Origin of the sequence: Ectobacillus polymachus (genome assembly GCF_048159605.1) — a bacterium.
In the GTDB taxonomy this organism is placed as follows: domain Bacteria; phylum Bacillota; class Bacilli; order Bacillales; family Bacillaceae_G; genus Ectobacillus; species Ectobacillus polymachus.
In genome coordinates, this window is sequence record NZ_JBLREB010000005.1 from 25,538 (window position 1) to 51,919 (window position 26,382).

Annotated in this window: 22 protein-coding genes and 1 pseudogene; 6 read left to right on the plus strand and 17 right to left on the minus strand. The window is 36.0% G+C overall.

Annotation, left to right across the window (positions count from 1 at the left end):
• The first annotated feature begins 1 nt into the window (after nucleotide 1).
• Complete coding sequence (locus ACM5BR_RS16330) at nucleotides 2-1,873, plus strand: vWA domain-containing protein (RefSeq protein ID WP_416829095.1); 1,872 nt, start codon at nucleotides 2-4, stop codon at nucleotides 1,871-1,873.
• A 94-nt stretch (nucleotides 1,874-1,967) separates the two neighbouring features.
• Here the strand turns inward: ACM5BR_RS16330 and ACM5BR_RS16335 are convergent, their stop codons facing one another.
• The gene (locus ACM5BR_RS16335) at nucleotides 1,968-2,243 is read right to left on the minus strand and encodes a hypothetical protein (protein WP_416829096.1); all 276 of its coding nucleotides are present in this window, start codon (nucleotides 2,241-2,243) and stop codon (nucleotides 1,968-1,970) included.
• Between the two features lie 432 nt (nucleotides 2,244-2,675).
• Here ACM5BR_RS16335 and ACM5BR_RS16340 point away from each other — a divergent pair, with 432 nt between their 5' ends.
• On the plus strand, nucleotides 2,676-4,064 hold the full coding sequence (locus tag ACM5BR_RS16340) for a peptide MFS transporter (RefSeq protein ID WP_416829097.1): 1,389 nt from the start codon (nucleotides 2,676-2,678) through the stop codon (nucleotides 4,062-4,064).
• 424 nt (nucleotides 4,065-4,488) lie between these two features.
• Here the strand turns inward: ACM5BR_RS16340 and ACM5BR_RS16345 are convergent, their stop codons facing one another.
• The 9 genes from ACM5BR_RS16345 to gloA2 form a co-directional block, all read right to left on the minus strand.
• Nucleotides 4,489-4,668, minus strand: a complete 180-nt coding sequence (locus ACM5BR_RS16345) for an H-type small acid-soluble spore protein (RefSeq protein ID WP_416829098.1) — start codon at nucleotides 4,666-4,668, stop codon at nucleotides 4,489-4,491.
• 151 nt (nucleotides 4,669-4,819) lie between these two features.
• On the minus strand, nucleotides 4,820-5,116 hold the full coding sequence (locus ACM5BR_RS16350; protein ID WP_416829099.1) for a rhodanese-like domain-containing protein: 297 nt from the start codon (nucleotides 5,114-5,116) through the stop codon (nucleotides 4,820-4,822).
• Between the two features lie 23 nt (nucleotides 5,117-5,139).
• Nucleotides 5,140-5,403, minus strand: coding sequence for a metal-sensitive transcriptional regulator (locus ACM5BR_RS16355; RefSeq protein WP_416829100.1), 264 nt, complete (start codon nucleotides 5,401-5,403; stop codon nucleotides 5,140-5,142).
• A 111-nt stretch (nucleotides 5,404-5,514) separates the two neighbouring features.
• Entirely contained in the window at nucleotides 5,515-5,802 is a 288-nt protein-coding gene (locus tag ACM5BR_RS16360; RefSeq protein WP_416829101.1) for an ArsR/SmtB family transcription factor, read from the minus strand.
• Between the two features lie 87 nt (nucleotides 5,803-5,889).
• Nucleotides 5,890-6,204, minus strand: coding sequence for a thioredoxin (gene trxA / locus ACM5BR_RS16365; protein ID WP_416829102.1), 315 nt, complete (start codon nucleotides 6,202-6,204; stop codon nucleotides 5,890-5,892).
• Nucleotides 6,205-6,344: 140 nt separating this feature from the next.
• On the minus strand, nucleotides 6,345-7,988 hold the full coding sequence (locus ACM5BR_RS16370; protein ID WP_416829194.1) for a CoA-disulfide reductase: 1,644 nt from the start codon (nucleotides 7,986-7,988) through the stop codon (nucleotides 6,345-6,347).
• Nucleotides 7,989-8,160: 172 nt separating this feature from the next.
• The gene (locus ACM5BR_RS16375; RefSeq protein ID WP_416829195.1) at nucleotides 8,161-9,258 is read right to left on the minus strand and encodes an acyl-CoA dehydrogenase family protein; all 1,098 of its coding nucleotides are present in this window, start codon (nucleotides 9,256-9,258) and stop codon (nucleotides 8,161-8,163) included.
• Between the two features lie 100 nt (nucleotides 9,259-9,358).
• On the minus strand, nucleotides 9,359-10,684 hold the full coding sequence (locus tag ACM5BR_RS16380; RefSeq protein WP_416829103.1) for a hemolysin family protein: 1,326 nt from the start codon (nucleotides 10,682-10,684) through the stop codon (nucleotides 9,359-9,361).
• A 121-nt stretch (nucleotides 10,685-10,805) separates the two neighbouring features.
• Nucleotides 10,806-11,192: an SMU1112c/YaeR family gloxylase I-like metalloprotein gene (gene gloA2 / locus ACM5BR_RS16385; RefSeq protein ID WP_416829104.1), complete on the minus strand. Its 387-nt coding sequence runs from the start codon at nucleotides 11,190-11,192 to the stop codon at nucleotides 10,806-10,808.
• Nucleotides 11,193-11,359: 167 nt separating this feature from the next.
• Here gloA2 and ACM5BR_RS16390 point away from each other — a divergent pair, with 167 nt between their 5' ends.
• Both ACM5BR_RS16390 and ACM5BR_RS16395 read left to right on the plus strand, forming a co-directional pair.
• Entirely contained in the window at nucleotides 11,360-12,370 is a 1,011-nt protein-coding gene (locus ACM5BR_RS16390) for an LCP family protein (RefSeq protein ID WP_416829105.1), read from the plus strand.
• A gap of 329 nt (nucleotides 12,371-12,699) precedes the next feature.
• The gene (locus ACM5BR_RS16395; protein WP_416829106.1) at nucleotides 12,700-13,944 is read left to right on the plus strand and encodes a VanW family protein; all 1,245 of its coding nucleotides are present in this window, start codon (nucleotides 12,700-12,702) and stop codon (nucleotides 13,942-13,944) included.
• A 4-nt stretch (nucleotides 13,945-13,948) separates the two neighbouring features.
• Here the strand turns inward: ACM5BR_RS16395 and ACM5BR_RS16400 are convergent, their stop codons facing one another.
• Complete coding sequence (locus tag ACM5BR_RS16400; RefSeq protein ID WP_416829107.1) at nucleotides 13,949-14,221, minus strand: hypothetical protein; 273 nt, start codon at nucleotides 14,219-14,221, stop codon at nucleotides 13,949-13,951.
• Nucleotides 14,222-14,235: 14 nt separating this feature from the next.
• Nucleotides 14,236-14,730: an RNase A-like domain-containing lipoprotein gene (locus ACM5BR_RS16405; protein ID WP_416829108.1), complete on the minus strand. Its 495-nt coding sequence runs from the start codon at nucleotides 14,728-14,730 to the stop codon at nucleotides 14,236-14,238.
• A gap of 189 nt (nucleotides 14,731-14,919) precedes the next feature.
• Between ACM5BR_RS16405 and ACM5BR_RS16410 the strand changes: the two genes are divergently transcribed.
• On the plus strand, nucleotides 14,920-16,386 hold the full coding sequence (locus tag ACM5BR_RS16410; protein ID WP_416829109.1) for a nicotinate phosphoribosyltransferase: 1,467 nt from the start codon (nucleotides 14,920-14,922) through the stop codon (nucleotides 16,384-16,386).
• 363 nt (nucleotides 16,387-16,749) lie between these two features.
• Complete coding sequence (locus ACM5BR_RS16415; RefSeq protein ID WP_416829110.1) at nucleotides 16,750-19,785, plus strand: efflux RND transporter permease subunit; 3,036 nt, start codon at nucleotides 16,750-16,752, stop codon at nucleotides 19,783-19,785.
• 20 nt (nucleotides 19,786-19,805) lie between these two features.
• On the opposite strand, the gene ACM5BR_RS16420 is transcribed toward ACM5BR_RS16415, so the two are convergent.
• The 5 genes and pseudogenes from ACM5BR_RS16420 to ACM5BR_RS16440 all read right to left on the minus strand — a co-directional run bounded on the left by ACM5BR_RS16420 (nucleotide 19,806) and on the right by ACM5BR_RS16440 (nucleotide 26,381).
• Entirely contained in the window at nucleotides 19,806-21,125 is a 1,320-nt protein-coding gene (locus ACM5BR_RS16420; protein ID WP_416829111.1) for a hemolysin family protein, read from the minus strand.
• Nucleotides 21,126-21,394: 269 nt separating this feature from the next.
• A pseudogene (locus tag ACM5BR_RS16425) lies at nucleotides 21,395-21,597 on the minus strand (MerR family transcriptional regulator); the annotation flags it as partial.
• A gap of 155 nt (nucleotides 21,598-21,752) precedes the next feature.
• Nucleotides 21,753-22,568, minus strand: coding sequence for a transporter (locus ACM5BR_RS16430; RefSeq protein ID WP_416829112.1), 816 nt, complete (start codon nucleotides 22,566-22,568; stop codon nucleotides 21,753-21,755).
• Nucleotides 22,569-22,828: 260 nt separating this feature from the next.
• Nucleotides 22,829-24,748, minus strand: coding sequence for an APC family permease (locus ACM5BR_RS16435; protein ID WP_416829113.1), 1,920 nt, complete (start codon nucleotides 24,746-24,748; stop codon nucleotides 22,829-22,831).
• 391 nt (nucleotides 24,749-25,139) lie between these two features.
• The gene (locus ACM5BR_RS16440; RefSeq protein ID WP_416829114.1) at nucleotides 25,140-26,381 is read right to left on the minus strand and encodes a sensor histidine kinase; all 1,242 of its coding nucleotides are present in this window, start codon (nucleotides 26,379-26,381) and stop codon (nucleotides 25,140-25,142) included.
• Between the last annotated feature and the right edge of the window lies 1 nt (nucleotide 26,382).

The window sequence follows — 26,382 nt, forward strand, 5'->3', positions numbered from 1 at the left end:
GATGAGACAAGTATTTGATAATAAAAAAATTGATGCTTCCCTCTTCTTACAACTAGAAAATCTTACTATTGCACTTATGAAAGAACCCGATGCTTCGTTAGAATATGGTTTTCAGGCCTACTATGATGACCGAGAAGCCAAGGTTGTTATCAGTCACTTTTGGGATTCACGTCAAGCTTCCGATCGTGTAACAGGACTGAGAAGCGAAGTATATTTAAAAGCACTCGGATACAAGTACAATAGCAATATGGAAGTAATACGAGAGTTTGCATTAGAGCTCCAGTATTCTTCTTTAAGCAGCTTTCTAACCCAATTGTTTGTTTTGCTGGAGGACTTGCGCGTAGAAGAAAAAATAATTCAGAATCGTTCAGGGACGAAGATTCTGTTTAAACGACGAAAAGAGATGTATCAAAACTATTTTGAATCGCAGTATGAAATCAATCGCATCCGAGATTTCCAAGCTGATATGCTGTTTTGCCTATGTTATATGACATTAACTAGCGATACGTATGTAAGCTTTCCGAATCCCTACTGGGAAGCCATTCATCCTATGTTATACGAAATCTTTCAAAGCCAAACAACAGAGGATACGATACGCATTATTAAAAGCATAAGCTATCGTCTCGAAGACTTTCTATCTGATGATATGATTAATATTTATTTTGGACTGGCTCCCTTGCAAGCATCCAAATTACAAGAAACTGATGAATCCCGTAAAAAACTAGAAAATTGTGATCTGCAGCAAGTAACAGATATGGATAACAAGGACACAATGGATGAAACATTATCCACTTGGCATCGTGAGAATAAAAATCAGGAACATGAAAATTTTTTACATTTTGAATTAGAACGTGGAACAAAAACAAATATAACGTCAGGAACTGCTCGTGAATCCGAGGATCAGGATCAAGCACTCGGTTCAGTGAAAGGAAATTCACAGAAGAGCAGCCAATCTTCCTTTGGACAAGATAACCCAAAAGCTATCTCAAAGCCTCCTACATTAACCATGTATCAGTACGGAAAATTTAATACAGGGGTCGTTCATACCGTAAAGCAAGCTCGAAAGCCTTCATCTGATGAAAAAATCAAATATAACATGATTCATACCATGGTAAAAAAAGATGTAAGAGAGCTAAAAAAAACGATTGAAAAAACCATCGAAAATAAACAAAATGCAAGTAGAGATACGCATTATGGACGTCTACACAAAAAGTTTCTTCGCATTTATACAGAAAAGCAGCCTCGTCTGTTTTATAAAAAGGGAAATGAATCAAAAGAACTAGATGTTGTATTTAGTCTGCTTATCGATTGCTCTGGCAGCATGTACAATAAAATGGAAGAAACGAAGAAAAGTGTCGTTCTGTTTCATGAAGCTTTGCAGTCCTTACGTATTCCCCATAACATTAGCGGATTTTGGGAAGATTCCTCGAATGCAAAGAAGGATTATAAGCCAAATGTTATACACGAAGTCATTTCGTTTGAAAATTCTCTTCATGGACAAGGTCCTGAAATTATGCAGATTAGTGAAGAAGAGGACAATCGTGATGGGTATATTATAAGAGTCATGGCGGAGCAACTTGCAAAGCGCCCTGAAAAGCATAAATTTTTACTCGTTTTTACTGATGGTGAACCGTCAGCATTTGATTATCATCAAGAAGGGATACTTGATACTCATGAAGCAGTTAAACTAGCACGAAAACTAGGAATCGATGTCATTGGGATTTTTATTGAAGATGGAGAAGTGAAGGATGAAACAAAAGAACTAATGCAAAATATTTATAATCATCATTATCTTATAGCCAACCATGCAGAAGATTTGCGTAAAAAAGTCAAACCATTATTAACAAAATTACTATTACGAACGATTCAATAGAGAAACTTTCCAATAGCTTTACAGATCATATCCCCCTTACAAAAATAGAAGCAGTAAAAAACACGTTTTTTTACTGCTTCTTACATCATACATTTTACCCCTCACTTGCAAAAGGAAAAGTACCGTTCATTCTCGTTTTACATACTTGTCCATTCCGGATTTCAGCAATCATACTAGCTGTCTCTTCAAAAAACAATCCGTTATTTAATCCAAGATCATACGTACTATAAAAATGCCCCTTATATACATGCTTAGGCACGCTTCCATTCCATTTGCTTATATATTCCTCTTGCGATAACAATATCATGTCATTCTCGTCGCCAACTAAATAAGCTGGTCTTCTTTCAGATGAAAAATCAAATGTTTCCATTATGCAGATGCACCTCCCTTACTAGTATGCCCGATATCAAAGTTCTTATTAATGAATATGCCTATTCTTTTTTACAAATACTTAAAATGTATTTTGTATCTTAAAATAATTTTTAACCCAAGATTGTGTTATTATTTTAATAAAATTTAATTTGGTGACATTAACAATATATTCATTATTCCCAATTTATTTTATACATAGAAAACTCAGAAAATATAGCATATTAATAAATTTTTTACAAATTAACTCATATATATCAACAAATTTATGATATTTCCATATAATTCTATTGACTTATAATTGTCTATATTATTAGAATATAAAATATCATTATTTTTATTCTGATAAAACTATCTTCCTTGCGTATATTAAGATGATAGTAACTACTCAGCAACCGTTCTTATGAACGAATCGAATATAGGGGGAAACATAATGGAGGCAGCTATAGATACAAACAAGCCACAACAACCAAGGAAAAAAGGACATCCACCTGGATTGTACTTTCTATTTTTAACAGAAGCATGGGAACGATTTAGCTATTATGGAATGAGAGCAATACTCGTGTTATATTTAACAACTGCGTTTGTTAGCGGTGGTCTTGGATTTAATGAAAGCTTTGCTGTGCAAATTTACGGACTATTCACTATGTTCGTATACTTTACTCCAATTCTTGGTGGATATCTCACTGATAAATATATTCCACGACGGATAGCCATTACCATTGGCGGTGTCATAATGGCGCTTGGAAACTTTACTTTATTTGCTTGGGATAACCGAACAGGATTTTGGATTGGATTAGCATTATTAATTATTGGTAACGGATTTTTTAAACCAAATATTTCTACACTTGTGGGAGATTTGTACAAAGAAAACGATCCTCGCCGAGACAGTGCATTTACTATCTTTTACATGGGAATCAATACAGGGGCATTATTTGCGCCATTAGTTGTTGGATTTTTAGCAGAAACTTATTTTAAAACAACTGTGAATGGTGTCGATCATTTTGGATTTAAATACGGATTTTTAGCTTCTTGTATCGGTATGATTCTTGGTCAAGTTATTTTTAACATATTTGCTCCGAAATATCTTGGCGACATTGGAACGAAAGTAGTAAATAAGCCAGTTAATAAAACTACTGCTGCTACTGGTGCTAAAGCTCCTTTAACAAAAAAAGAAAAACAAAGAACCCTAGCTATTATTATCCTTACTTGCTTTGTCGTATTTTTCTGGGCAGGTTTTGAACAAGCAGGAAGTTCATTAACTTTATATACGAATAAATTTATTGACCGTACCATTTTCGGGTGGGAAATTCCGACTGCTTGGTTCCAATCTGTTAACCCATTATTTATTATACTTTTCGCACCCGTTGTGTCAGCAATTTGGATGAAGCTATCAAGATCAAAACGAGGCGATTTGAAGATTCCGACAAAAATGGGATTAGGTATGATTCTTCTTGGACTAGGATTTTTAGTTCTATTGCCTGCGATTATGCAAACAGGTAGCGATGAAGCGCATATTGTTAAGCAAGCAAACCTTTTATTTATCATTGTAACGTATATGCTTCATACATTTGGTGAGCTGTTCCTTTCTCCAGTTGGCTTATCAATGGTAAGCTCTTATGCCCCAGTAAGATATGTTTCTCTTTTAATGGGAGTATGGCTAGCAGGTAGTGGTTTTGCAAACTTACTAGCTGGGATTTTAGCTTCCTTTACAGAATCTTTAGGGTATTTAGAAGTATTCACTTCAATTGGTTGTGTAACAGCCGTTCTTGGTATTGTCCTGCTCTTACTTTCAAAGAAAATATCGAAGATGATGGATTAATTCTAAAAACACAAATAAAAAGAAGCTGACTCAATAGGTCGTTAAATACGACTTTTTAGAGTCAGCTTTTTCTTTACACGATTATTTTATTATATTAAGAAGTTCTGAATGGACCGCGGAGGTTTTATCGACGAAATCGATATATTTATAACGAAAAAGCATCGTTTATCGACGAAAAGAAGGCTTTTATAAACGAATTTCCTCGATTTATCGATTATTCGCAAAATCCGACACGTTTCGCCCCACACTCAAGCTTCCCTACTTATTCCGAGATACTCGCTTCAAACGCCGCTTGCAACTGTTTTGTGATTGGTCCTGGGATGTTTGCCCCAATTTGTTTGCCGTCTTATATGAATCATTGGCATAACTTCAATGCTGGTTGAGGTAAAGAAGCATTCATCGGCCTGAAAGGACATCCTCTTCTTTATTTTTCTTGTAATTCTTGTATTGGAACTTCTACTTGTTCATTAGGATTGTCGATATCATGAATTTCTGCTGTTTCGTTTTGCTCATTACAGTTAGTAATCCAAATTGGTACTCCATGATATTCTACGTTAACAGTGGCAGGTGATGACAGAATTTGTTTCACTCTCTTTACATGCAAAGCGTGATCCCTCCTTTCCTATACCTTCTGTTAGGATTTCCCTATTATGAACACATATTCTTACATTTTTCAAATTCAGACAAAGAAAAAGTACCACAGTCTGATAACCGTGGTACTTCCTATTTCTACCTAAGATATCGATATCCCTGGCTTATTCTACTTCTCCAGTCCAATCCAGCATTCCGCCCTCTAGATTCGCAACGGAGAATCCCATTTCTTCTAAAAATGCACATGCTTGCGCACTACGACGTCCTGAGCGACAAACAATGATATATTCTTTACTTTGATCTAATTCTGTATAGGTAATCGGTAAATCACCTAGACGATAATGTTTTGCTCCTGGAATGATTCCTTGAGCAACTTCTTCATCCTCTCTCACATCAATAATGTTCAAGGATTTCCCTTGCTTCAACTGCATTTCAACGTCTTGAGGCATTATAGTTTTCATGAGCATTCTCCTTCTGCATACGATTAGCGACTTTTCACTAAGAGCTCCACTGCTTCCTTCACTAAATTACGATTTTCGTATTCGCCATTTTCCATTTGGTCACGTAAACATTGTTCCAAATTTGAACCTACAATAACACCAATGGAACGATCTATAGCAGAGCGAGCAGCACTTAGCTGTGTAACAACTTGCTTACATTCTTGTTCTTCTTCTAGCATTCGAAGTATACCACGAATCTGTCCTTCAATACGTTTTAAACGATTCTTCATCTCTTGCGTGTATTCCATTGTAATTTCTCCTTTTCAATACCTTTAGAGGTATCTTATTACAGCGTATTATAAATGTAAAGGAGCTAGGAGGTACAAGCAAATAGCGTGAACATACATACTCTCATAGAATTAAGAAAATAAAGTATTCATTACATCATTAATCTTTTCATCATGTACTTTATAGTACACTTCTAGTCCTTTGCGTTCGTATTGTACAACCTTTGTTTGCTTTAGCTTCGTTAAATGCTGTGAAACAGTTGACTGCGGAATTTCTAAAATTTCTTGTAATGTAGATACATTACATGTTCCTCTGTTTATCAGCTCTTGAACAAGACGTAATCGCAAAGGATGAGCAAGAGCACGAAGCATTTGAACGTCGTCTTCAGAAATTTTGTAATTAAATTTATTTTGACACATGTGTTTCCCCTCAATTTCTATCTCTATTTAATCCACTCTATCGTTTTCGTTTCACCTGAAAATCTAAAAGAATGAACTACTTATATCTTATATATATTCATTTAAAATCTCAACTAGGGATTCTTTTGGTTGATAGCCCACAACTTGACCTAATGGATTTCCATCTTTAAATAGAATTAATGTTGGAATGCTCATTACACCAAAGCGTCCTGCTGTTCCTTGATTTTCATCTACATTCACTTTAACAATTTGTACTTTATCGCTCATTTCACTATCAATTTCTTCCAATACAGGACCGACCATACGACAAGGTCCACACCATGGTGCCCAAAAATCTACAAATACTAATCCTTTTTCTATCACTTTACTAAACGTTTCATCTGTAGCATGTACAATCGCCATTTTTTCTTCCTCCAATCATTTTCTATAAGATTCCTATCAAATCGCTGTACTTTTATAGTGAACATTCTACTATAGCATATTTCAAAACTCAAAATATTAAATTACTTCATGTATTCTATATATCGTATATCTTCATTTTATTAACAAAATACATCTGAATACGTTCTATATCCACCATCTAAATTTTTCACATCAAATCCATATTGTTCTAACAAACGACTAGCGATGTATCCCCGTAAACCAATTTGACAGCTTAGATAAATAGTCTTTGTTTTATCAAGTTCATCCATTCGATCCCGAAGTTCATCAAGTGGTATATTCACAGAGCCTTTAATACTTCCCTTTGCAACTTCATCCGGATTTCGAACATCGATTAGAACATTACCTTGCTCAATAAGCTGATCGATTTCATTCCATTGAACCGTTTTTACTTCACCATTTACGACATTTGAAGCAACATATCCTGCCACATTAACAGGGTCTTTTGCAGATGCAAATGGAGGTGCATAGGCAATTTCTAAGTCAGCTAAATCAAATACAGTTAGATTTCCTTTCATTGCAGTTGCAATCACATCGATTCGTTTATCCGCCCCGCTTTTGCCAACTACTTGAGCACCGTAGATTGCTCCTGTTTCCTTATTGAAAATCAGCTTTAATGAAAGTGCCGCAGCCCCTGGATAATACGTAGCATGGTTAGCAGGATGTATATGTACTACCTCATACGGAATATCTAGGCGTTGTAATGTTTTCTCATTATTTCCTGTTGCTGCGACCGTTAGATCAAATACTTGAACGATTGATGTTCCCATTGTACCATTATATTTCACATTTTTTCCATTTATATAATCTGCTATAAGTCGTCCTTGTCTATTTGCTGGCCAAGCTAACGGGACATAAGTTTCATGCCCATTTACATAGTCACGAACTTGGATGGCATCTCCAATTGCATATATAGATGGATCTGATGTTTGCAAGTTTTCTGTTACCGCAATAGCGCCGCGAAGTCCTAATTCTAAACCTGCTTCCTTTGCTAGTGTATTTTCAGGTACAACACCAATTGCAAGTATAATCATATCCGTCTTGATTTCTTTACCACTCGCAAGCTTAACAATCGTACCTTCATTTTGGAATGATTCCACCCCATCCTCTAAAACGAGGCTTACACCGTTCTTTTCTAATTCTTTATGAACGATTGCAGCCATTTCAAAATCAACCGGACCCATAACCTGATTATTTCTTTCAACTATTGTTACGGCTACATTTCGTTTTCTTAAATTTTCAGCCATCTCAATACCAATAAACCCTCCACCAATTACCACAGCACGTTTCGGTTTTTGTTCATCTACATATTCCTTAATACGATCTGTATCAGGAATACTGCGCAATGTAAATAATGCTTTCGTTTCTTCTATTCCTGGAATAGGCGGAACAATTGGTTTTGATCCTGGTGAAAGGATGAGAATATCAAAGCTCTCCTCATAGCCTTCTCCGTTTTCTTTATTTGTGACGGAGACTGTTTTTCGATCACGATTAATAGCCGTTACTTCACTATTCACACGAATATCTAGCTTATATCTTGTAGATAAACCTGCGACAGTTTGAACAAGCAACTTCTTACGTTCTTGAATTACTTCTCCGATGTAATATGGCAATCCGCAATTTGCAAACGAAATGTATTCTCCGCGTTCAAATAAAACAATTTCATCTTTCTCATTTAATCGACGCAGACGAGTAGCAGCAGTCGCTCCTCCAGCCACGCCTCCAACAATTACAATTTTCATAATAGGTCCCCCTTTTGCAGGTACAATCATCCTTAACAAGTTCATCATATACCCTTGTGGGTATAAAGTAAAGTCTTGAATACTACAATTATTTGCTAAAGTGAAACTTCCATCCTTAGGGAACGAGACTAAAAAACAAAAAGCCCGAGTAGACATAGCATGCTACTCTGACTTTTCAATCTTCTATAGCTAATTTTGCAAGTAAAGAGATTGTGATATCATCCATTGGTGGATTGTGTAATCCGGCTCTGACATTTACATAATAGCGATGCAATGGGTTTTTAGCTGATAAACTTCTAGCGCCGACAATTCGCATGGCTTTATCTACAACTGCAATTGCTGCATTTGTTACAACATATTTGACTGCTGCTAGCTCCCCTTTTATCTCCTTCCGATAGCCAAGGTCATATTTTTCAGCAATACTATACATAAAATGACGTGCATTCATAATTTCTACTTCCATCTCACCTATTAATCTTACAACATTCGGAAGGGTAGCAATCGGCTCTTGTATACTATTATTTTGATGTGTTCTTGCATAGGACACAGCATAATTTCGTGCAGCTATAGCAATACCTAAATAGCAAGCTGGTATATGAAGAATTGTTCCGTTTATCTTACTGTTTCCTTTTGTTTCTACTAAATAGGAAAGAGGAATATTTACCTTATCCAGCACAATATCATGACTTGCGGTTCCTCTCATTCCTACACTATCCCATGTTTCTTCAATGGAAAATCCGTTCGTACCACGTGGAATAAGAAATTCACCTACTTCATCGCTATTAGCAATCCTCGCTGTTACAAGGAAATAGTCTAATACTGGTGCCATAGAGGTAAACGTCTTACGGCCCGTAATAATCCAGGCATTGTCTTCTTTATATGCGATTGTTGTAGGTTTGCCGCCTCGTGCAGGACTTCCTGTAGCGCGCTCGGAGGCCGCTCGATTAAAGAGCGCTCCTTTCTTTACTTGCTCACACATCCAAGAGAACATTTCCTCACTCCAGGGACGTGTTGCAGACAACTGCATTACAATCCCCATATGCCAGCCTATCGACAAGGCAGTTGCACCATCCCCTTGAGCTATTTTCTCTTGATATAAGAGAAAATCATACAGGGAAATGCCTTCACCACCCATTTCTTTAGGTAGGGGCATCATAGTATAGCCTATATTCTTTAGATCTTCTATGTTTTGAAATGGAAATGAACCTATTTCATCAAGCATATACTCACGCTCTGCAAACCTGGGACGTAATTGTTCAAGTTGTTGTATCATATGACGTTGCTTTTCTGTTTTAACAAATAATTCCAATCTTCCACCTCCTATTCTAAAAAGCAATTCCTGTACAAAATAAGCAGGCATTTGCCTGCTTACACTAAACTATTGGAACGTCTACTGGAACTTCTTTATGCATAAGCTTTGCTTCTACACGCTTAATTTGATGTGAGTCCATTTCAATAACCTTCAACACCCAGTCATCTATTTTAAACGTTTGACCTTGGATAACTGTTGAATCTTGGGTTAAAATCCATCCACCAATCGTATCTACATCTTCTTCTTCAATATTTACCCCTAATAGGTCATTCACTTCAGTTACTAATACTTTCCCATCAAATATTTTATAATCTTCATTTACATGCTGAATTGGCGGCTTTTCATCACCATCGTATTCATCACGAATTTCTCCGACGATTTCTTCTAGAATATCTTCTAGGGTAACAATTCCTGCTGTTCCACCGTATTCATCGTACAAAATAGCTAATGGAATCCGTTTCTTTTGCATCTGAATAAGTAAATCATGAATAGGCACAGTCTCCATAACTTCTATAACAGGGCGCATAATCGATGTAATAGATTCAAATCCTTGATCCTCTTCATTAATATAATGGGCAAAAAAGTCTTTCACATTGACCATTCCGAGAACTTCATCCTTGTCCTCTCCAAACACAGGATATCTCGTATATTTCTCATGGCGAATTGTATTAATATGCTCTTCCATCGGTTCTTCTACATAAAGTCCAACAATTTCCGTACGAGGAACCATGATTTCTTTGGCAATCCTGTTATCAAATTCAAAAATATTATTTACATATTTAAACTCAGTTTGATTAATTTCTCCACTCTCATAGCTTTCAGATAGAATAAGACGCAATTCTTCTTCAGAGTGAGCGACTTCGTTATCCGAGGCTGGTTTTAACCCAAACAGACCAGCAATAAAGCGAGCTGAAGAATTTAACAACCATATAAACGGAAACGTAATTTTATAAAAATATATTAGTGGTTTAGAACATAGTAATACAACTTGTTCTGCCTTTTGAATAGCTAATGTCTTAGGAGCTAACTCACCTACAACAACATGCAAAAATGTAATAAGCGAAAAACCAACAACAAACGCTATTGTATTTGATATGGCAGGCGCTATATGGATAGCTTCCAGCAACGGCTCAAGAAATTTATAGATAGTCGGTTCTCCAAGCCAACCAAGACCGAGCGAAGTAATCGTGATTCCAAGCTGTGTTGCTGATAAATACTCGTCTAAATTTGAAATAATCTTTTTTGCAGCTAATGCGCCTTTCTTTTTTTCAGTTACAAGTTGATCAATCCTGCTCGATCTGACCTTTACGATTGCAAACTCTGCCGCAACAAAAAAGCCAGCAATTGCAATGATTATAAATATAATAATTAAATTCCATCCATCCAACAAAGACCCTCAGTCCGAAAACTAAGGTGTCACCTCCTGTATTTCAACAAAATTAAGTACTTTCATTGTTCCTCATTGAGCAAAAACAAACACATGATAATTTCCACCAATTAACAGAATATTATACTTCATACAACTCTAAAGGCAACTCATCGGGATCATGAAAAAACACAAATTTCTTTTCCGTAATCGAATCAATACGTATTTCTTCTGTTTCAATTCCTTTTTCATTTAGCTCCTTAACAGCTTCTTCGATATTTTCTACTGCAAATGCGAGATGCCGTAATCCAGTTGCTTCTGGATAACTAAGACGTTTTGGTGGATGCAAAAACGAAAATAACTCAATTACATATTCTTCATGTAGGGCTAAATCAAGCTTATATGACTGCTGCTCAGACCGATATACTTCGTTTAAAACCGAAAGTCCTAATATGTCCACATAAAAATGCTTGGACACTTCATAGTCTGAGCAAATAATTGCCATATGATGAATATTACAAAGCTTCAACTTATTTTCTTCCTCTCGCGAATATCTTTATTTTAACTGTTTATCCTATAAAAAAACACTGTATTCTACTTCAGAATTCTTAGTTCTACATTATATTATACAGCGACTAGACCTTTTTTCTGTAATAGAAATCCATTATTTTTTGAATAGATTTTAGAAAATGTTTTTTGAAAAGGGAGGACACTGTAATAGAAACTCAAAATCGAACTAGAAAAAGCCGAAGAAACAAGCTTTTTATCCTATTATTCATCCTTCCTTTTTTATTTGCTGGTGGCTACTGTTCCTATTTATATATGAAGGTAAAGGCAACTGCTAATCACTCCTATAAAGAACTAGAGCGAGGAAATGTATCTACTGAACGCGAAAAAGCAGTAGAACCTCTTACCGATCACATCTCTCTTTTAATTATGGGAGTCGATGAAAGCAACGGACGACAAAAAGAATATGGAAACGCTATTCGAACGGATGCCCTATTGCTTGCAACTATTAATAAGGATGACAGATCTGTAAAACTTCTCAGCATACCAAGAGATAGTTATGTAAATATACCCTCACGTGGAAAAAAAGATAAAATTGCTCATGCACATGTGTTTGGAGGAGTTGATAGTACAATTCAAACGGTGGAACAGTTCTTACATGTTCCCGTAGACTATTATGTAAAATTCAACTTTCAATCCTTTATAAAAATTGTCGATGCACTTGGCGGCATTGACGTAAATGTCCCCATCACTACTATGGAACAGGACAGCCATGATCAAGCAAATGTCATTAAGCTACAACAGGGACAAAATCATTTAAATGGGGAACAAGCATTGGCCCTTGCAAGGACACGGCACATCGACAGTGATTACATGAGAGGCCGTAGGCAGCAAATTGTATTCGAAGCAATTGCTAAAAAAGCACTATCTGTAGAAACAATAGCTAAGTTAGGTACAATTATGGAAGCAATTGGAACAGACATGAAAACAAATTTAACTCTTGATGATAGTATAAAAATAGCAAGAAATATGATAGGTAAGCCATTTAATATGGATAGAATTCAAATACAGGGCGAAGATCAATATATACATGACATTTATTATTATGTACCTGATGATGCAGAACTAAAGAAAACAATCCATGTATTGCAATCCCATTTAAATATTGCGAATGCATCTTTGGAGCAAACAACTCCATAATTTATTAAAGGCAGATATACAAATGTATCTGCCTCTTATTTATCTTTAAGGGATGGAATACCTATCCTTATTAACCTAGAAAATCCTCAAAATTCCACTTTACCAGCAATAATACGTTACATTAATTTACAAAAATAACTAAATATATAACATTTCGAATTTTTTTCATATATAATAGAAATATAGGAGAATGAAACACTCTCATTGTTACATAAATGTAACATTCTTTATATTTTTATTACACAATTTCATTAAGACATAGTATACTAGGTAAAAAAAGAAACTAGCTATTAGCTTCTCTACAAGGGCTATAGTATGGGGGGAAAGAAATGAAGCTTCGCAACTATATTATAGGAGCCATAGTTGCTGGTGGCGTTGGTCTCACTGTGTTTGGATACAGTTATGCTTCCGCTCTAAACAAGGAACTAGATACCTACGTTTTGCCACACACTTCGTTTGAAGGTATCTCTCTAGATGGCAAAACAAAAAACGAAGTACAAAACATCATTACACAAAAAGTAGAACAATTAAACCAACAAAAGATTACATACACCTTAAATGATCAAAGTAACACTTACAGCTGGAAGGACTTAGGTGTCCAATACAATGGAACAGAAATTGTGGATCAAATATTTAAAGAACAACAAGGTTCTATTCTTGACCGCTATCAATTACGAAAAAAAGCGCAAAGTATTGGCTTACACAGACAATATAACGTGGAGCCGTATTTAGATACTCCAAAATATGATGCATTTATCAAGGATAAATACAATGATCTACTAAGTGAGCCTGTAAACGCAAATTTGTCGATTAACGGAACGAACATTTCCATTTCTTCTAGTAAGGACGGATCGAAGGTTGATAAAGACCAATTGAAAACATTGACAGCTAAGGCGATTACGGACAAAGCAGCTAACATTGCAGTACCTGTTGTTGCTGTAAAACCTGAACATACTACCGAAGACGTCCAAAACATGGGGATTCAATCAGTAATTGCTGAATTTCAAACACCAATGAACGGTAGAGATTCAACTCAAGTATTTAATGAACAACGTGCTTCTGGATCCCTATCAGGCGCACTCATTGCACCAGATCAAGAATTTAGTTTTAACGACCGTGTTGGTATTACCGATGCTGCTCATGGCTATCTATCTGCACCTATCTATGTAAATGGAAAAGTGGAGCAAAGTGCTGGCGGCGGCGTTTGCCAAGTAAGCAGCACGCTATATGGAGCAGTGTTACGAGCAGATTTATCTATAGTAGAACGTAGCAACCATTCCTTACCTGTTCATTATGTGCCGCTTGGTCAAGATGCCACGGTTGCCGATTATGGTCCAGACTTTAAATTTAAAAACAATACTGGACATTATATCTATATTCAAGCTATGGTTGCAAGCAATGCTACTACTGTTCGTATTTTTGGAACACCAACAGGAAAAAATGTTCAAGTTTCTTCTCAAGTTACAAGTGAGACGAGTAATGCGATCAACGTGGACACCTATAAAACCGTTACACAAAATGGCGTAGTTATTTCTAACGGCCGTATTTCAAAAAGCACATACAAAAAGGCGTGAACCCTCACGCCTTTTCTTTTTGCAATTCGCTTATAAGAAATGAAATCCAGCCCTTAGCATTTTGAATTGAAAACTCCCTATTTCCATATTCTCGAATCCACTCTACTACTCTATCCCATGATTCTTCATTTTTAATAGCTTGCAATTCTGAAAATAGCTGCTGTTTTATCTCATCACTCTCATGCTGTTTAAATTCTCGAATCACATTCCACATTTCCTCTTCATACAAGGTTAGCGTGCAATACGCTCGTAAAAAATACATGAATTGCGGATACAAAGAACCCCCCCTTATTATAAGTTTGGATACGAAGTTAATATGCTGTAACCTCGCGAATTTGCTGAATTTTTGGCGAGAACCGTAATGGTATCAAAAACTTGATTATAAACTTTCATATCTTTTCGTAGTACTGACTTACCAACCGAAAAGGAATGATGAGTGGCTAATACGAGACGATCCTGCTTACCGTCCTTCAGCCATTGCTGGATTTCCTTATCATGTTTTATTAGTACATCATTTACCGCCTTCACAGCAGTTGCTTTATCATAATATGTACTAGCTGCCGTTACGTTTTCCTGTTGCAATCGTTGTTTCAACTGTTCATCCGTTTTACCAACATGCCGTTCTAACGTATGCCCATTATTAGGAGGGCCTTCCATTTCATCTAAAATGGATTCTGTACTTTTAGGATTACTTGTATAGGAGTTCTGCTGTTGTAATGGCTGCGAACAACCACAAAACAGAAACATAATGAGCATCATAATCCATAAAAAACGAAGGTATTTCATGCCATCACCTCTATATTGGTAGTATACAAAAAAAAGAAAAACTTAAAAAGACAGATAATGAATCCAGGAGGTGTAATTTTTCATGCTGTTTTTCAAAGTTAAACAGGAAAATAGATACTCTATCTGGAATGTATGGTTACATATAGCACATACTTATTAGGGGATAAAGATGTAACGGAGGATGAACATATGAAGAAACGATTTGAAGACGACAGCCTAGCATTACATACGGATTTGTATCAAATTAACATGGCACAAGCGTATTGGGAGGACGGTATTCATGAACGCCGCGCAGTGTTTGAAATATACTTTCGTAAACTGCCGTTTGGCAATGGATATGCCCTATTTGCCGGACTAGAAAAAGTAATCGAATACATTAAGAATTTTCGATTTTCGGAATCAGATCTTATTTATTTACAAGATGAATTAGGCTATTCTAAAGAATTTGTAGCATATTTAAAGACCATGAAATTTACGGGTACGATTCGCTCTATGCGTGAAGGCGAGCTTGTCTTTGGAAATGAGCCAATTATAAGAGTAGAAGCACCACTTGCAGAAGCACAAATAATAGAAACGGCATTGCTAAACATTGTGAACTATCAAACATTAATTGCAACGAAAGCCGCTCGTATGAAGTATGTAGCTGGTAATGATATATTAATGGAATTTGGCTCCCGCCGAGCACAGGAGCTTGATGCTGCGCTTTGGGGAACACGTGCAGCCTTTATTGGAGGATTTTCCTCAACAAGTAACGTCCGAGCTGGTAAGCTTTTTGGCATTCCTGTATCTGGTACTCATGCCCATGCATTTATACAAGCCTACAGGGATGAATATACTGCCTTTAAAAAATACGCAAGTACGCATAAAGATTGCATATTTCTCGTTGATACATACGATACCTTAAAATCCGGTGTCCCTAACGCTATTCGCATTGCAAACGAACTAAGTGATGCAATCAATTTTATCGGCATTCGCCTTGATAGCGGTGATATGGCTTATTTATCTAAAAAAGCACGGAAAATGTTAGATCAAGCTGGATATCATAATACGAAAATCTTTGCATCCAGTGACCTAGATGAATATACAATTATGCACTTAAAATCACAGAATGCCAAGATTGATGCTTGGGGAATTGGTACGAAGCTTATTACTGCCTTTGACCAACCAGCTCTTGGGGCTGTTTATAAAATGGTTTCTATAGAAGATGATCATGGCATAATGGTAGATACGATCAAAATATCGTCTAACCCTGAAAAAATAACGACACCTGGTTTAAAAAAGGCATATCGAATTATTAATAAAGAAAATGATCATGCTGAAGGAGACTATATTGCCTTAGAAATGGAAAATCCACAGGCAGAGGAACGATTAAAGATGTTTCATCCCGTTCATACGTTCATTAGTAAATTTGTTACTAACTTTGAAGCAAAGGAATTACATACCGATATTTTTAAAAATGGAAAAGTAGTATATAAGCTTCCTTGTATTCAAGACATTCAAGCATACGCAGCTCAAAATCTTAAACTTCTATGGGATGAATACAAACGAACATTAAATCCTGAAGAATATCCAGTAGATTTAAGCCAAGCCTGCTGGGATAATAAAATGGCACATATTCAAACCGTCCGTGAAAAAGTAATAAATAATATGAAATAGATTCAATAATATTCTAATCCCGTTCTACCACAGTCATTTGTACTGTGGTTTTTTGTATGTAAAAAAGAAATTTCATTGTCAATCATGCGAAAGGAATCAAAAAATTCATGACCATTGTCATGTTCATATCATGACATCTTCTACTTTTTTGAAAATTTAAAACCTTATAAGATAAACAAGGTGGAGGTGATTTATGAAGAATAGTAAAAAATGTAGAAAATTCACAAACACCATGTATAGAATACGCTTCCCTTTCTACATTTTTAAAATCTTGTAAATTTAAATTTTTATCTGTAGTCAGTTAAATTGGAATGTTATAATTCTTGGGATTGAAAAATTTCCCATTAAATAAGGAGTGATTACATGTCTTGGTTTACAAAATGGTCATTTAGTAACAAAGCAGCTGTTACGCTTATGTCACTGTTGATAATGATCATGGGAATTATCAGTTACACTACTTTACCGATGGAGTTTTTACCGTCTGCTGATCAACCAGTAGTTTCTGTCGTTGTGATTGGTCAAGGTGTTGACTCTAACACAATGGAAAAACAAGTTACAACTCCGATTGAGAAAGCATTAACAAATGTAAAAGGAAAACGAAACATTTTTTCCACTACAGGTGATGGGTTTACAAAAGTAGAAATCTATTTTCAGTCAAAAACAAACTTAAAAGATGCAAAGCAAGATGTACAAGATTCACTAAGTTCTCTCAATCTACCTGAAAATGTAATGAAACCAAATGTCGTATTGCTGAACACATCCATGATTCCAATAGCCGATGTTTCTATTCTATTTAATGATGGAATCAACTCAGCAAACTTAGAGCAAGCAAAAAAAGACATTGTTCCAATGTATAAAGATATTAAAGGTGTTGCGAATGTCCAAACAATAGGAACTGCGGAGCAGTATATATCCATTCAATTAAATAGTACTAACATGCAAGAGAAAAAAGTTAGCATAGAAAACCTTATGACTACCCTGCAAGGACAAAATCTTTCCGTAGCGTTAGGTGAGAAGACAATTGATGGGAAGGCTAGCAATTTAAATGTAGTCGGAAATGTAAAAAACATCGAAGACCTCAAACAAGTCCAAGTAGCTCCAGATGTGAAGTTAGCTGACGTTGCTACCATTGAAATGAAAACACCTCAGAATATTATTACTCGTGTTGATGGAAAAGAAGGCCTTCTTCTTATCGTAATGAAGGATAGTCAATCTAATGCTGTTACTGTAAGTCATGATGTGGAAAGCACAACAAAGAAGATAAATGATACATTCTCAAATGTAAAAGCAAACGTTTTTATTGCAACAGGTAACATGGTAGAAAAATCTGTAACGAGTATGATGACAGAGGTACTAATTGGAGCATTATTAGCTACGATCGTAATCATGCTATTTTTACGAAGTATTCGCTCTACACTCATTACAATTGTTTCGATTCCAATGTCACTTTGCTTTACGTTGTTCTTGTTATCAAGATCAGGTATTACGTTAAATATCCTTACGCTAGGCGGCGTAGCAGTTGCAGTTGGACGTCTCGTAGATGATAGCATTGTTGTAATTGAAAATATTTACCGAAAAATGCAGAATGAAAAGTTTTCACCTTCCCTTATTATTGAAGCAACAAAAGAGGTAGGAAGTGCAATTACTTCATCCACATTAACGACAGTTGCTGTATTCTTACCACTTGGGCTTGTGGTAAGCGGAAGTCTTCAAGATTTCTTACGTCCATTCGCTTTAACGGTAACGTATTCGCTGCTTGCATCACTATTCGTTGCCTTGACAGTAGTACCTCTTTTGAGCTCAACCTTATTAAAACATTCAAAGCTTAAGGAACATAAGCCACCTCTTCGTTTCGCTAAGCTCTTAACATGGTCGCTGAATCATAAATGGATTGTTTTACTTCTTGCATTTGTTTTATTCGTCGGTTCAATCGGTGCATATATCGCAATGCCAAAAGGAGCGGTCAGCAAATCAAAAGCGGATGGTATCATGGCAACACTAAGCTATCCGAATAATACACCAATTGAAGATGTGAAAAAGAATGCAGAAAAGCTTGATGCATTTATTCAAGATCAAAAACAAGTAAAGACGTCAATTATGCAACTAGGAAACTCAGCTGATGCAGCAAAATTTGGAGAAGTAACTTCACCTACCAAAGCTAGCTACTCAGTTATATTGAAAGATGATAAAGAGCAAGATGCTTTTATCAATGCAGTCAAAAACCAACAAGACAATTATCCAAATGCTAAACTATCTGTACAAGCATCTTCAATGATGGGCGGAGGTTCTACCTCTATTACAATTGATGTAACAGGTGATAAATTGGCCGATTTAGAAAAAACCGCCAACGAAATTAAGGACAAGGCCAAAACAATTGATGGAGTAAAAACGGTAGAAACAAATCAGGAAGAAAAGAAAACTGTCTATTCTTTCGTTATTAATCAATCTCTTGCAAGTGTACAACAAATTAGCCGTCAATTAGCAGTAATGCTAAACCAAACACCATTAGGAACGCTGCCAGTAGGAAACGAAGATACTCGCGTTGTCTTAGAATCTGTAAATAATCCAAAAACAAAAGCAGATTTAAATACTATTCCAATTGCAACACCAACCGGCTTAACAACTGTATCAAATATTGCTGACATAAAACAGGAAGAAAAGCCGACAAATCTCTATCATAAGGACGGAAATACCTATATTCAAGTTACAGCTGATGTAGATCCTGCAAAACTCTCTCTTATTACAAAAGAACTGAACACGTATATTTTCGGTAACAAGACAGAAAAGGGACTTACATTACCGGACAAGATGAAGATTTATGTAGGTGGTGCAAGTTCTCAGCAGGCAGATGACTTTACAGATCTATTTAATGCGATGCTCCTTTCAATTGGTCTCGTGTTCCTCATCATGGTTATCACATTTAAGTCAATGCGTGCTCCTATTGCAATTTTATTTTCATTACCACTTGCTGCAATTGGTGCCGTACTCGGATTATTAATCAGTGGTATACCTGTCGATGTGACATCTCTACTCGGAGCATTAATGTTAATTGGAATCGTCGTAACGAATGCAATCGTGTTAATTGACCGAGTAAAACAAAATGAAAAGACGATGATTATTCGTGATGCAATTGTAGAGGCTGCTTCTACGCGAATGCGTCCAATTTTAATGACAGCAGTTGCAACTATCGGGGCCATGCTTCCACTTCTCTTTAAACAATCTGAATCCGGAAATCTCGTCTCTCAAAACCTAGCTATTGTTGTAATTGGAGGGCTAACTGTTTCCACATTATTAACACTCATCATCGTACCAATTATGTATGAACTTTTCCATTTCCGAAAAGCAAAGAAACAAAGAAAAACAAAATTAGCTTCTATTGAAATGTCTAAAAGCGTGTAAAAAAGAGCAAGCTAGCAATCTTAAACGGTTGCTGCTTGCTCTTCTATTTCTATTTTACGTATTTCCACACGTTTGATCTGATGAGAATCTTTCTCTAGCACTTTAAATAAGTAGCCGTCGCCTTCTACAAATTGACCTTCTTTAATTTCATGCTGTTGCATCATAATCCAACCGCCAATTGTATCTACGACTTCTTCATCCATGTGTAGGCCGAATAAATCATTAATTTCGCTAATTAGTACTTTTCCATCAACTATTTTGTGATAATCAGATATATGCTGAATCGGTGGACTTTCATCTTCGTCATATTCATCACGTATTTCGCCAACTATTTCCTCTAAAATATCTTCCAAAGTAACAAGTCCAGCGGTTCCGCCATATTCATCATAAAGGATAGCTATAGGAATTCGTTGCTTTTGCATTTGCAGTAATAAATTATGAATTGGAATTGTCTCCATAACTTCTATAACCGGTCGCATAAAGTTACGTATTGATGACAATTCTTCTGTAGATTTATTCATATAGTAAATAAAAAAATCCTTTACATTAACCATACCGATGGTATCATCTTTATCTTCACCAAATACAGGATATCTTGTATATTTTTCATTTTGAATAATTTCCATATGGTCTTCCACTGGATCATTCACATATAGCCCAACTATTTCTGTACGAGGAACCATTATTTCCTTCGCAATTCGGTTATCGAATTCAAATATGTTATTTACATATTTAAATTCTGCTTGGTTAATCTCTCCACTTTCATAGCTTTCAGAAAGGATAAGACGAAGCTCATCTTCAGAATGAGCAACCTCATGATCAGAAGCTGGCTTTAATCCAAATAAACCAGTAACGACACGGGCAGAGGTATTTAATAGCCAAATAAAAGGATAGGCTACCCGATAAAAGAGGATTAAAGGTCCTGCAAATAGTAAGCTTATTTGTTCCGCTTTTTGAATTGAAAATGTTTTCGGCACTAGCTCTCCTATTACTACATGTAAGAATGTAATGAAAGAAAATGCAAGAAAAAGCGAAAGTGTACTTACGACCGCATCAGCAAGTTGCAGATGTTGCAAGAGTGGCTGAAGTAAATGATAAACTGCTGGCTCTCCTAACCAACCAATCCCTAGTGATGTAACTGTAATTCCTAGCTGGCATGCTGACAAATATTCATCCAAACTAGATGTTACTTGCTTAGCGGATTTAGCACTACGCCTACCTTCTGCCACAAGTTGATCAATTCGACTGCTACGCACTTTTACAATTGCAAATTCCGCAGCTACGAAGAAGCCTGTAAAAGTGACTAAAATCGCCACCATGACCAAATTAAATATGTCCAAACAATTCCCTTAGTTCCATGAACTAAGGTATCCACCTCCTGTATTCATATCTTCTCCTCTTATCATAAAGTGAAACTTCCCTTAAGTAAGAATTTCCTTTCATTCCCCTACTGACCACTTTGATTTCTCTCCTGCCATTTAGTGCTTTAAATAGCAAGACAAAATGTTCTAAACCGTTCTAGAATAGTTGCAGGTAATAAACTTTTTTGATAAATGAATATGCTTACGAAGCCTTATCTTCCCCGATCGAGCTGTCTCCATATACGGGATTTCGTTTTTTGTTCAAGCAGCAGTTTAGCCTCCAAGACTGGCATATGAAGCGTTTTACATGGTTCAATAAACTGAAGCTCTTGCGTGCTATTTCATCGTAATAGCGATAATTGGAATCGGAACGAGCTACTAGATTCGTATAATAAACAATGGTTCGCTTTGAAACTTTCGTAAGGTTAGCCAACTGTCCGATTCGATACACGTTCCCAATGAAGACACCTCCTCACTTTACTATATTACTTTATATTATCATATAGAAAAGCGTACAGTCAAAGGGAGCAATTAGGTGGGATTATGCTAATTTCCAACAAATAATGACCAGTATACTAACGCAACCCAGTCGTTTTCATCACCCTATTAGTCAGGTAACAAATAATAATACAATTCCTCCTCAGAGGTAGATGTCCATGGTGAAAACTCAATGGTGCTCACTTTATCTGGATTCACAGCAGCAATTTCTTTTACGAGTTCATCTGTGCTTTTCCCGTTGCTGTCGATATGAAGTTCATTTGCTACTTGTTTCGCCTTTTCATCCCTTACATCTGATACTAATTGAAAAATATCTTTTCCATATGTAGATATTCCGAGTGCTTGCGCCTCTTTAACTGCCTTTGCCTCACCTATAAGCTGCACAATTTCTTCTAATGATTTTCCATCCGTTTGAATGCCAAGCTGTTTTGCCTCGTCTTTCATCTTTGTTCCATATATTTCATCTGCGATAGTAGAAGTACTTTTACCATCTGTTGCAATACCCAGCTGTTTTGATTCTTGCATAACTTTGATATCATTTATTTCTTTCATTAATTGTGATACGTCTTTACCTTCAGTCGCGATTCCAAGACTCTTTGCTTCATTTTTCATTTTTGTTTCGTATATTTCTATATACAGGTCATCCGTTGTTTTCCCATTCGTATCTATACCTAGACTTTGGGCTTCATTCGTAATTTCTGTATTATGCGTTTCTTTATCAAGCAAAATCGAATCTTTACCATCTGTTTTAATTCCTAATTCCTTCGCCTTATTTATAACCTCTTGTGAGTTTTCATTTATTTTCATTTCTTGCCTATTATTCACACTAGGTGCCGCTTCTTTTTGACTAGCTAAAACCGTTATGCTTGTTATTGTTACAGCAGTCAATGTTACGAAAATCCCAGACAACACAACTTTCTTCACAAACGATTCCTCCTTAACTCACTTAATATCGTTCTTATATGTCGTTCCATATCAGTAGTTATCCATATTTAGTTTAGCCTTATTCCTCGGATTTCATATAAAGTAACTATTTTTCAAACCGAAAATTATGTAAACGCGTGCAACTACTAATATGCAAAATATTCCTTAAGATTAGCTTAAGAAAACAAAAAGATGAGTCAATAGGGAAAGGTGCGTCCTTTTTGACTCATCTTATTTTAAAATAAGAAAGGTTCTATCATTTATTTTTGTAAATGATATGGAACGGATGTAATCACGATATCTTTATGACGTATCAGCCAAAGTCGAAGCATTAACGCACTTTGGTTGTGCAATAAATTATGCCACCATTTTCTCGGAATAAATTGCGGAATTACAACATGAATGGTAACAGATCCTTCATGGTTCGATTCAAGCGCCCGAATAAGACGTACTAATGGTTCAAGAAGAGAACGATATTTACTTCGTAAGACGACTAGCCTACAAGGAGAGTCCCATTCTTTCCATTTTTTCTCCATTTTTTCTGTGGATTCTTCATCATAGCCGACATACACGGCTATTGGATCAACACCCAAGCCCTTTACAAAGGATAACGTATTGTTCACAACCTGATGCACACCAGACACAAGTACAAGCGTAACTACCTTATTTGCAGTTGGATGTGTTTTCGTTATATCGATCCGCAATTGCTCTGCAATATTATCATAATGATTACGAATTGCTAACGAGAAGAAGATGAGAATTGGTAGAACGACAAGAACAATCCATGCCCCACCCGTAAATTTTGTAACTGCAAAAATAACAGCTACAATCGCGGTAATAAAGGCTCCAAATGTATTAATTGCTAATTTTATTTGCCAATTTGGACCCTTCACTCGCTTCCATCTGCGCATTAATCCAAATTGGGCAACCGTAAATGATAGGAATACTCCAATTGCATAAAGTGGAATAAGGGCATTTGTTTTAGCACGGAATGTAATAATTAAAATACTAGCAAACGCTGCTAAAGCAATAATACCATTTGAGTAGCCAAGACGGTCGCCACGATTTGCTAGCCCGCGTGGAAGAAATCCATCAGCAGCTACAAGAGCAGCTAATTGAGAAAAACCTGTAAACGTAGAGTTTGCAGCTAATATTAACACGATAAATGTAGACCAAATAATAAGTTGATACAGAAAACCATGTCCAAAATAAATGCCTGTTAATTGGGAAAGCATCGTATTATTCGGATTAGGAGAAATACCTTGTACATACAAATGATAAGCAAATCCTAGTAATGTAACTCCTGTCACTGTACCTAAAGCGATATATGTCTTAATTGCATTTTTCTGCTCAGGTTTACGAAAAATAGGAACAGCATTAGAAATGGTTTCAATTCCTGTTAGTGCAGAGCAAGCAGCACTAAATGCTTTCAAAACAAGCAATGTTGTTAGTCCTTGTGGTATGGTACCAAAGGATGGTGTTTGTGGTTGAACAAAGCCATGTGTAAACTCATTAAAGAATCCGGTGAAAATAAGGATAAACATACAAGCCATAAAACCAAATGTTGGCCAAGCAAGTACTTTTGCAGATTCAGCAACTCCACGTAAATTAACCATTACTAGTAGCAATACACAGGCAACTGCTATTAGTGTCTCATAAGGAGCAACAACAGGATATGCTGAAGCAACAGCTTCCACTGCAGCTGAAACAGATACGGCTACCGTAAGAATGTAATCTATAAGTAAGGAACTTGATGCGATCAAAGATATGTATCGATGCTTAAAGTTATCTTTCGCTATCGCATAAGCTCCTCCTCCATTTGGGTATGCTAAAATCCCCATAATATAAGATAAGATTAAAATAAAAAGTAATACAACGGTAGCTATTGTAATCGGTATGATAAACCATCTTGCATCCGGGCCTAAATTAATTAGCTCGGTTATACCTGATTCAGGTCCGTATGAAACTGAAGAATACAAATCAGCAGACAAAATAGGAAGTGCAATAAGCCAGTATAATTTCGTATGCTGACCATGTAATTCTGCTGTACGCATAGGACGTCCTATTAATAATCGTTTAATGCTGCTGAAGTTTGTAATAGAAGACCACAGAGCAAATAGTGCACCTACTATGACAATGGCCTCAATAAATTTCACTACAGTTTGATGATCGAATTGCATTTATGATTTCCTCCATCAGCTAATATGTAAGACTATTCTATTGTAAACGAAACTTAAAATTTTTCCATAATCGTATGTGAACGTTACGTAAAAAAATTTTAAACACGGATACCTCATTCATAATATGATATTTTCTTACTTTAGTCATTCATCAAATTATCATTTCGTCATTTTAAAATTCCAAAAAAGAAGCTAATCCTCTATAAATAGCAAAGATTAGCTTCTTTTTCTATTATACATAGGTTCGTGCCTATAGTTATTTACCCTTGTTCTTGCAAATTTCATGAAACATATGTTTTTCGTTTACCTAATAAGAGCCTAAAAAATGTCGAATATTTCCCAAGAAATTTAAGTAAGTAAAAGAAATCTGACATATATCATCGAAAATTAATTATTTTTTCTTGTTTTTTGGCAATATGATTTCAAAGCTTGTACCCTTTCCGAGCTGACTGTGTACTTTTATTTTCCCATGATGCTTTTCGACAATCCACTTTGCAATGGAGAGTCCAAGTCCAGCACCTTGTGCTAACGTTCTTGCTTTATCGCTTTGATAAAACCGATCGAATATTTTAGATAAATCCTCTTCTGCTATACCAATTCCATCATCTTTTACCTGAAGTGTAATAGTAGACAAAGTTTGTGAGCAAGACAGAGTAATCGTACCGCCTTGATTCGTATATTTCAATGCATTATCCAATAAAATAACAAGAAGCTGATGTAGTTTTTCTTTGTCTCCTATAAACTTTATATTTGCCTCCGTTTGTAAAAGCAAGCTCTTGTCTTGATATAAAGCAAGGTCTTCATAGGAATGAATAATGTCATCTAACATCTCATTTATATTAAATTCCTTTCGCTCGATTTCAACTTGGTTTGAATCCGAACGGGCCAGTGTCAAGAGATTTGATACAAGTTTAGACAATCGTCTACACTCTTTTGAAATAACCGAGATATCAAATGCTTTATCTTGAATGGTAGCAGAAGGCGCCCGAAATAATAAATCCGTTTTGGATTGAATAACAGCTAATGGCGTCCGTAATTCATGCGAGGCATCTGATACAAATTGCTGCTGCTTTTCCCAAGCTGTTTGAATCGGGACAAGAGCTCGTCTTGCCAAAAAGTAGCCAGCTGCTACAGCAAATAGAACCCCACCTCCACAGCCAATCAGCATAATAAGCAATAATCGATTCAACAAATTAATTTCTGAGTCTACATTGCGAAACACCTGTAGTGTAATACCTGTATTGTCATCTTTTACAGCTAGTGTCCGAAATGTATAATTCTCTACCTTAATTTCATAGATTGTATCGAGTTGCTTAGGCATGATAGAAGACTCATTTTGCATTAAAATTCCTACATCACCTTTTGTAGAAATAATTTGGTTATTCGAGTCTCTTATCATCATATCTATCCTTGGATCACGTGTAAATGCAAGATAACTTGGCTTCAAATGCTCATCAATACGGTGGGTTGGTTGTTGATTCTGATGACTTGTTACCATTAGTAAAGAATTATCTACTTCATTATAAAGACGGTTTTGCATGTAAGAATAGATCGTAAATCCCAATACTCCAATTAACACTACAAAAATCAGGGAGTTTAAAAGAGTCAGTCTAATTTGTGTGCGTTTAAACATA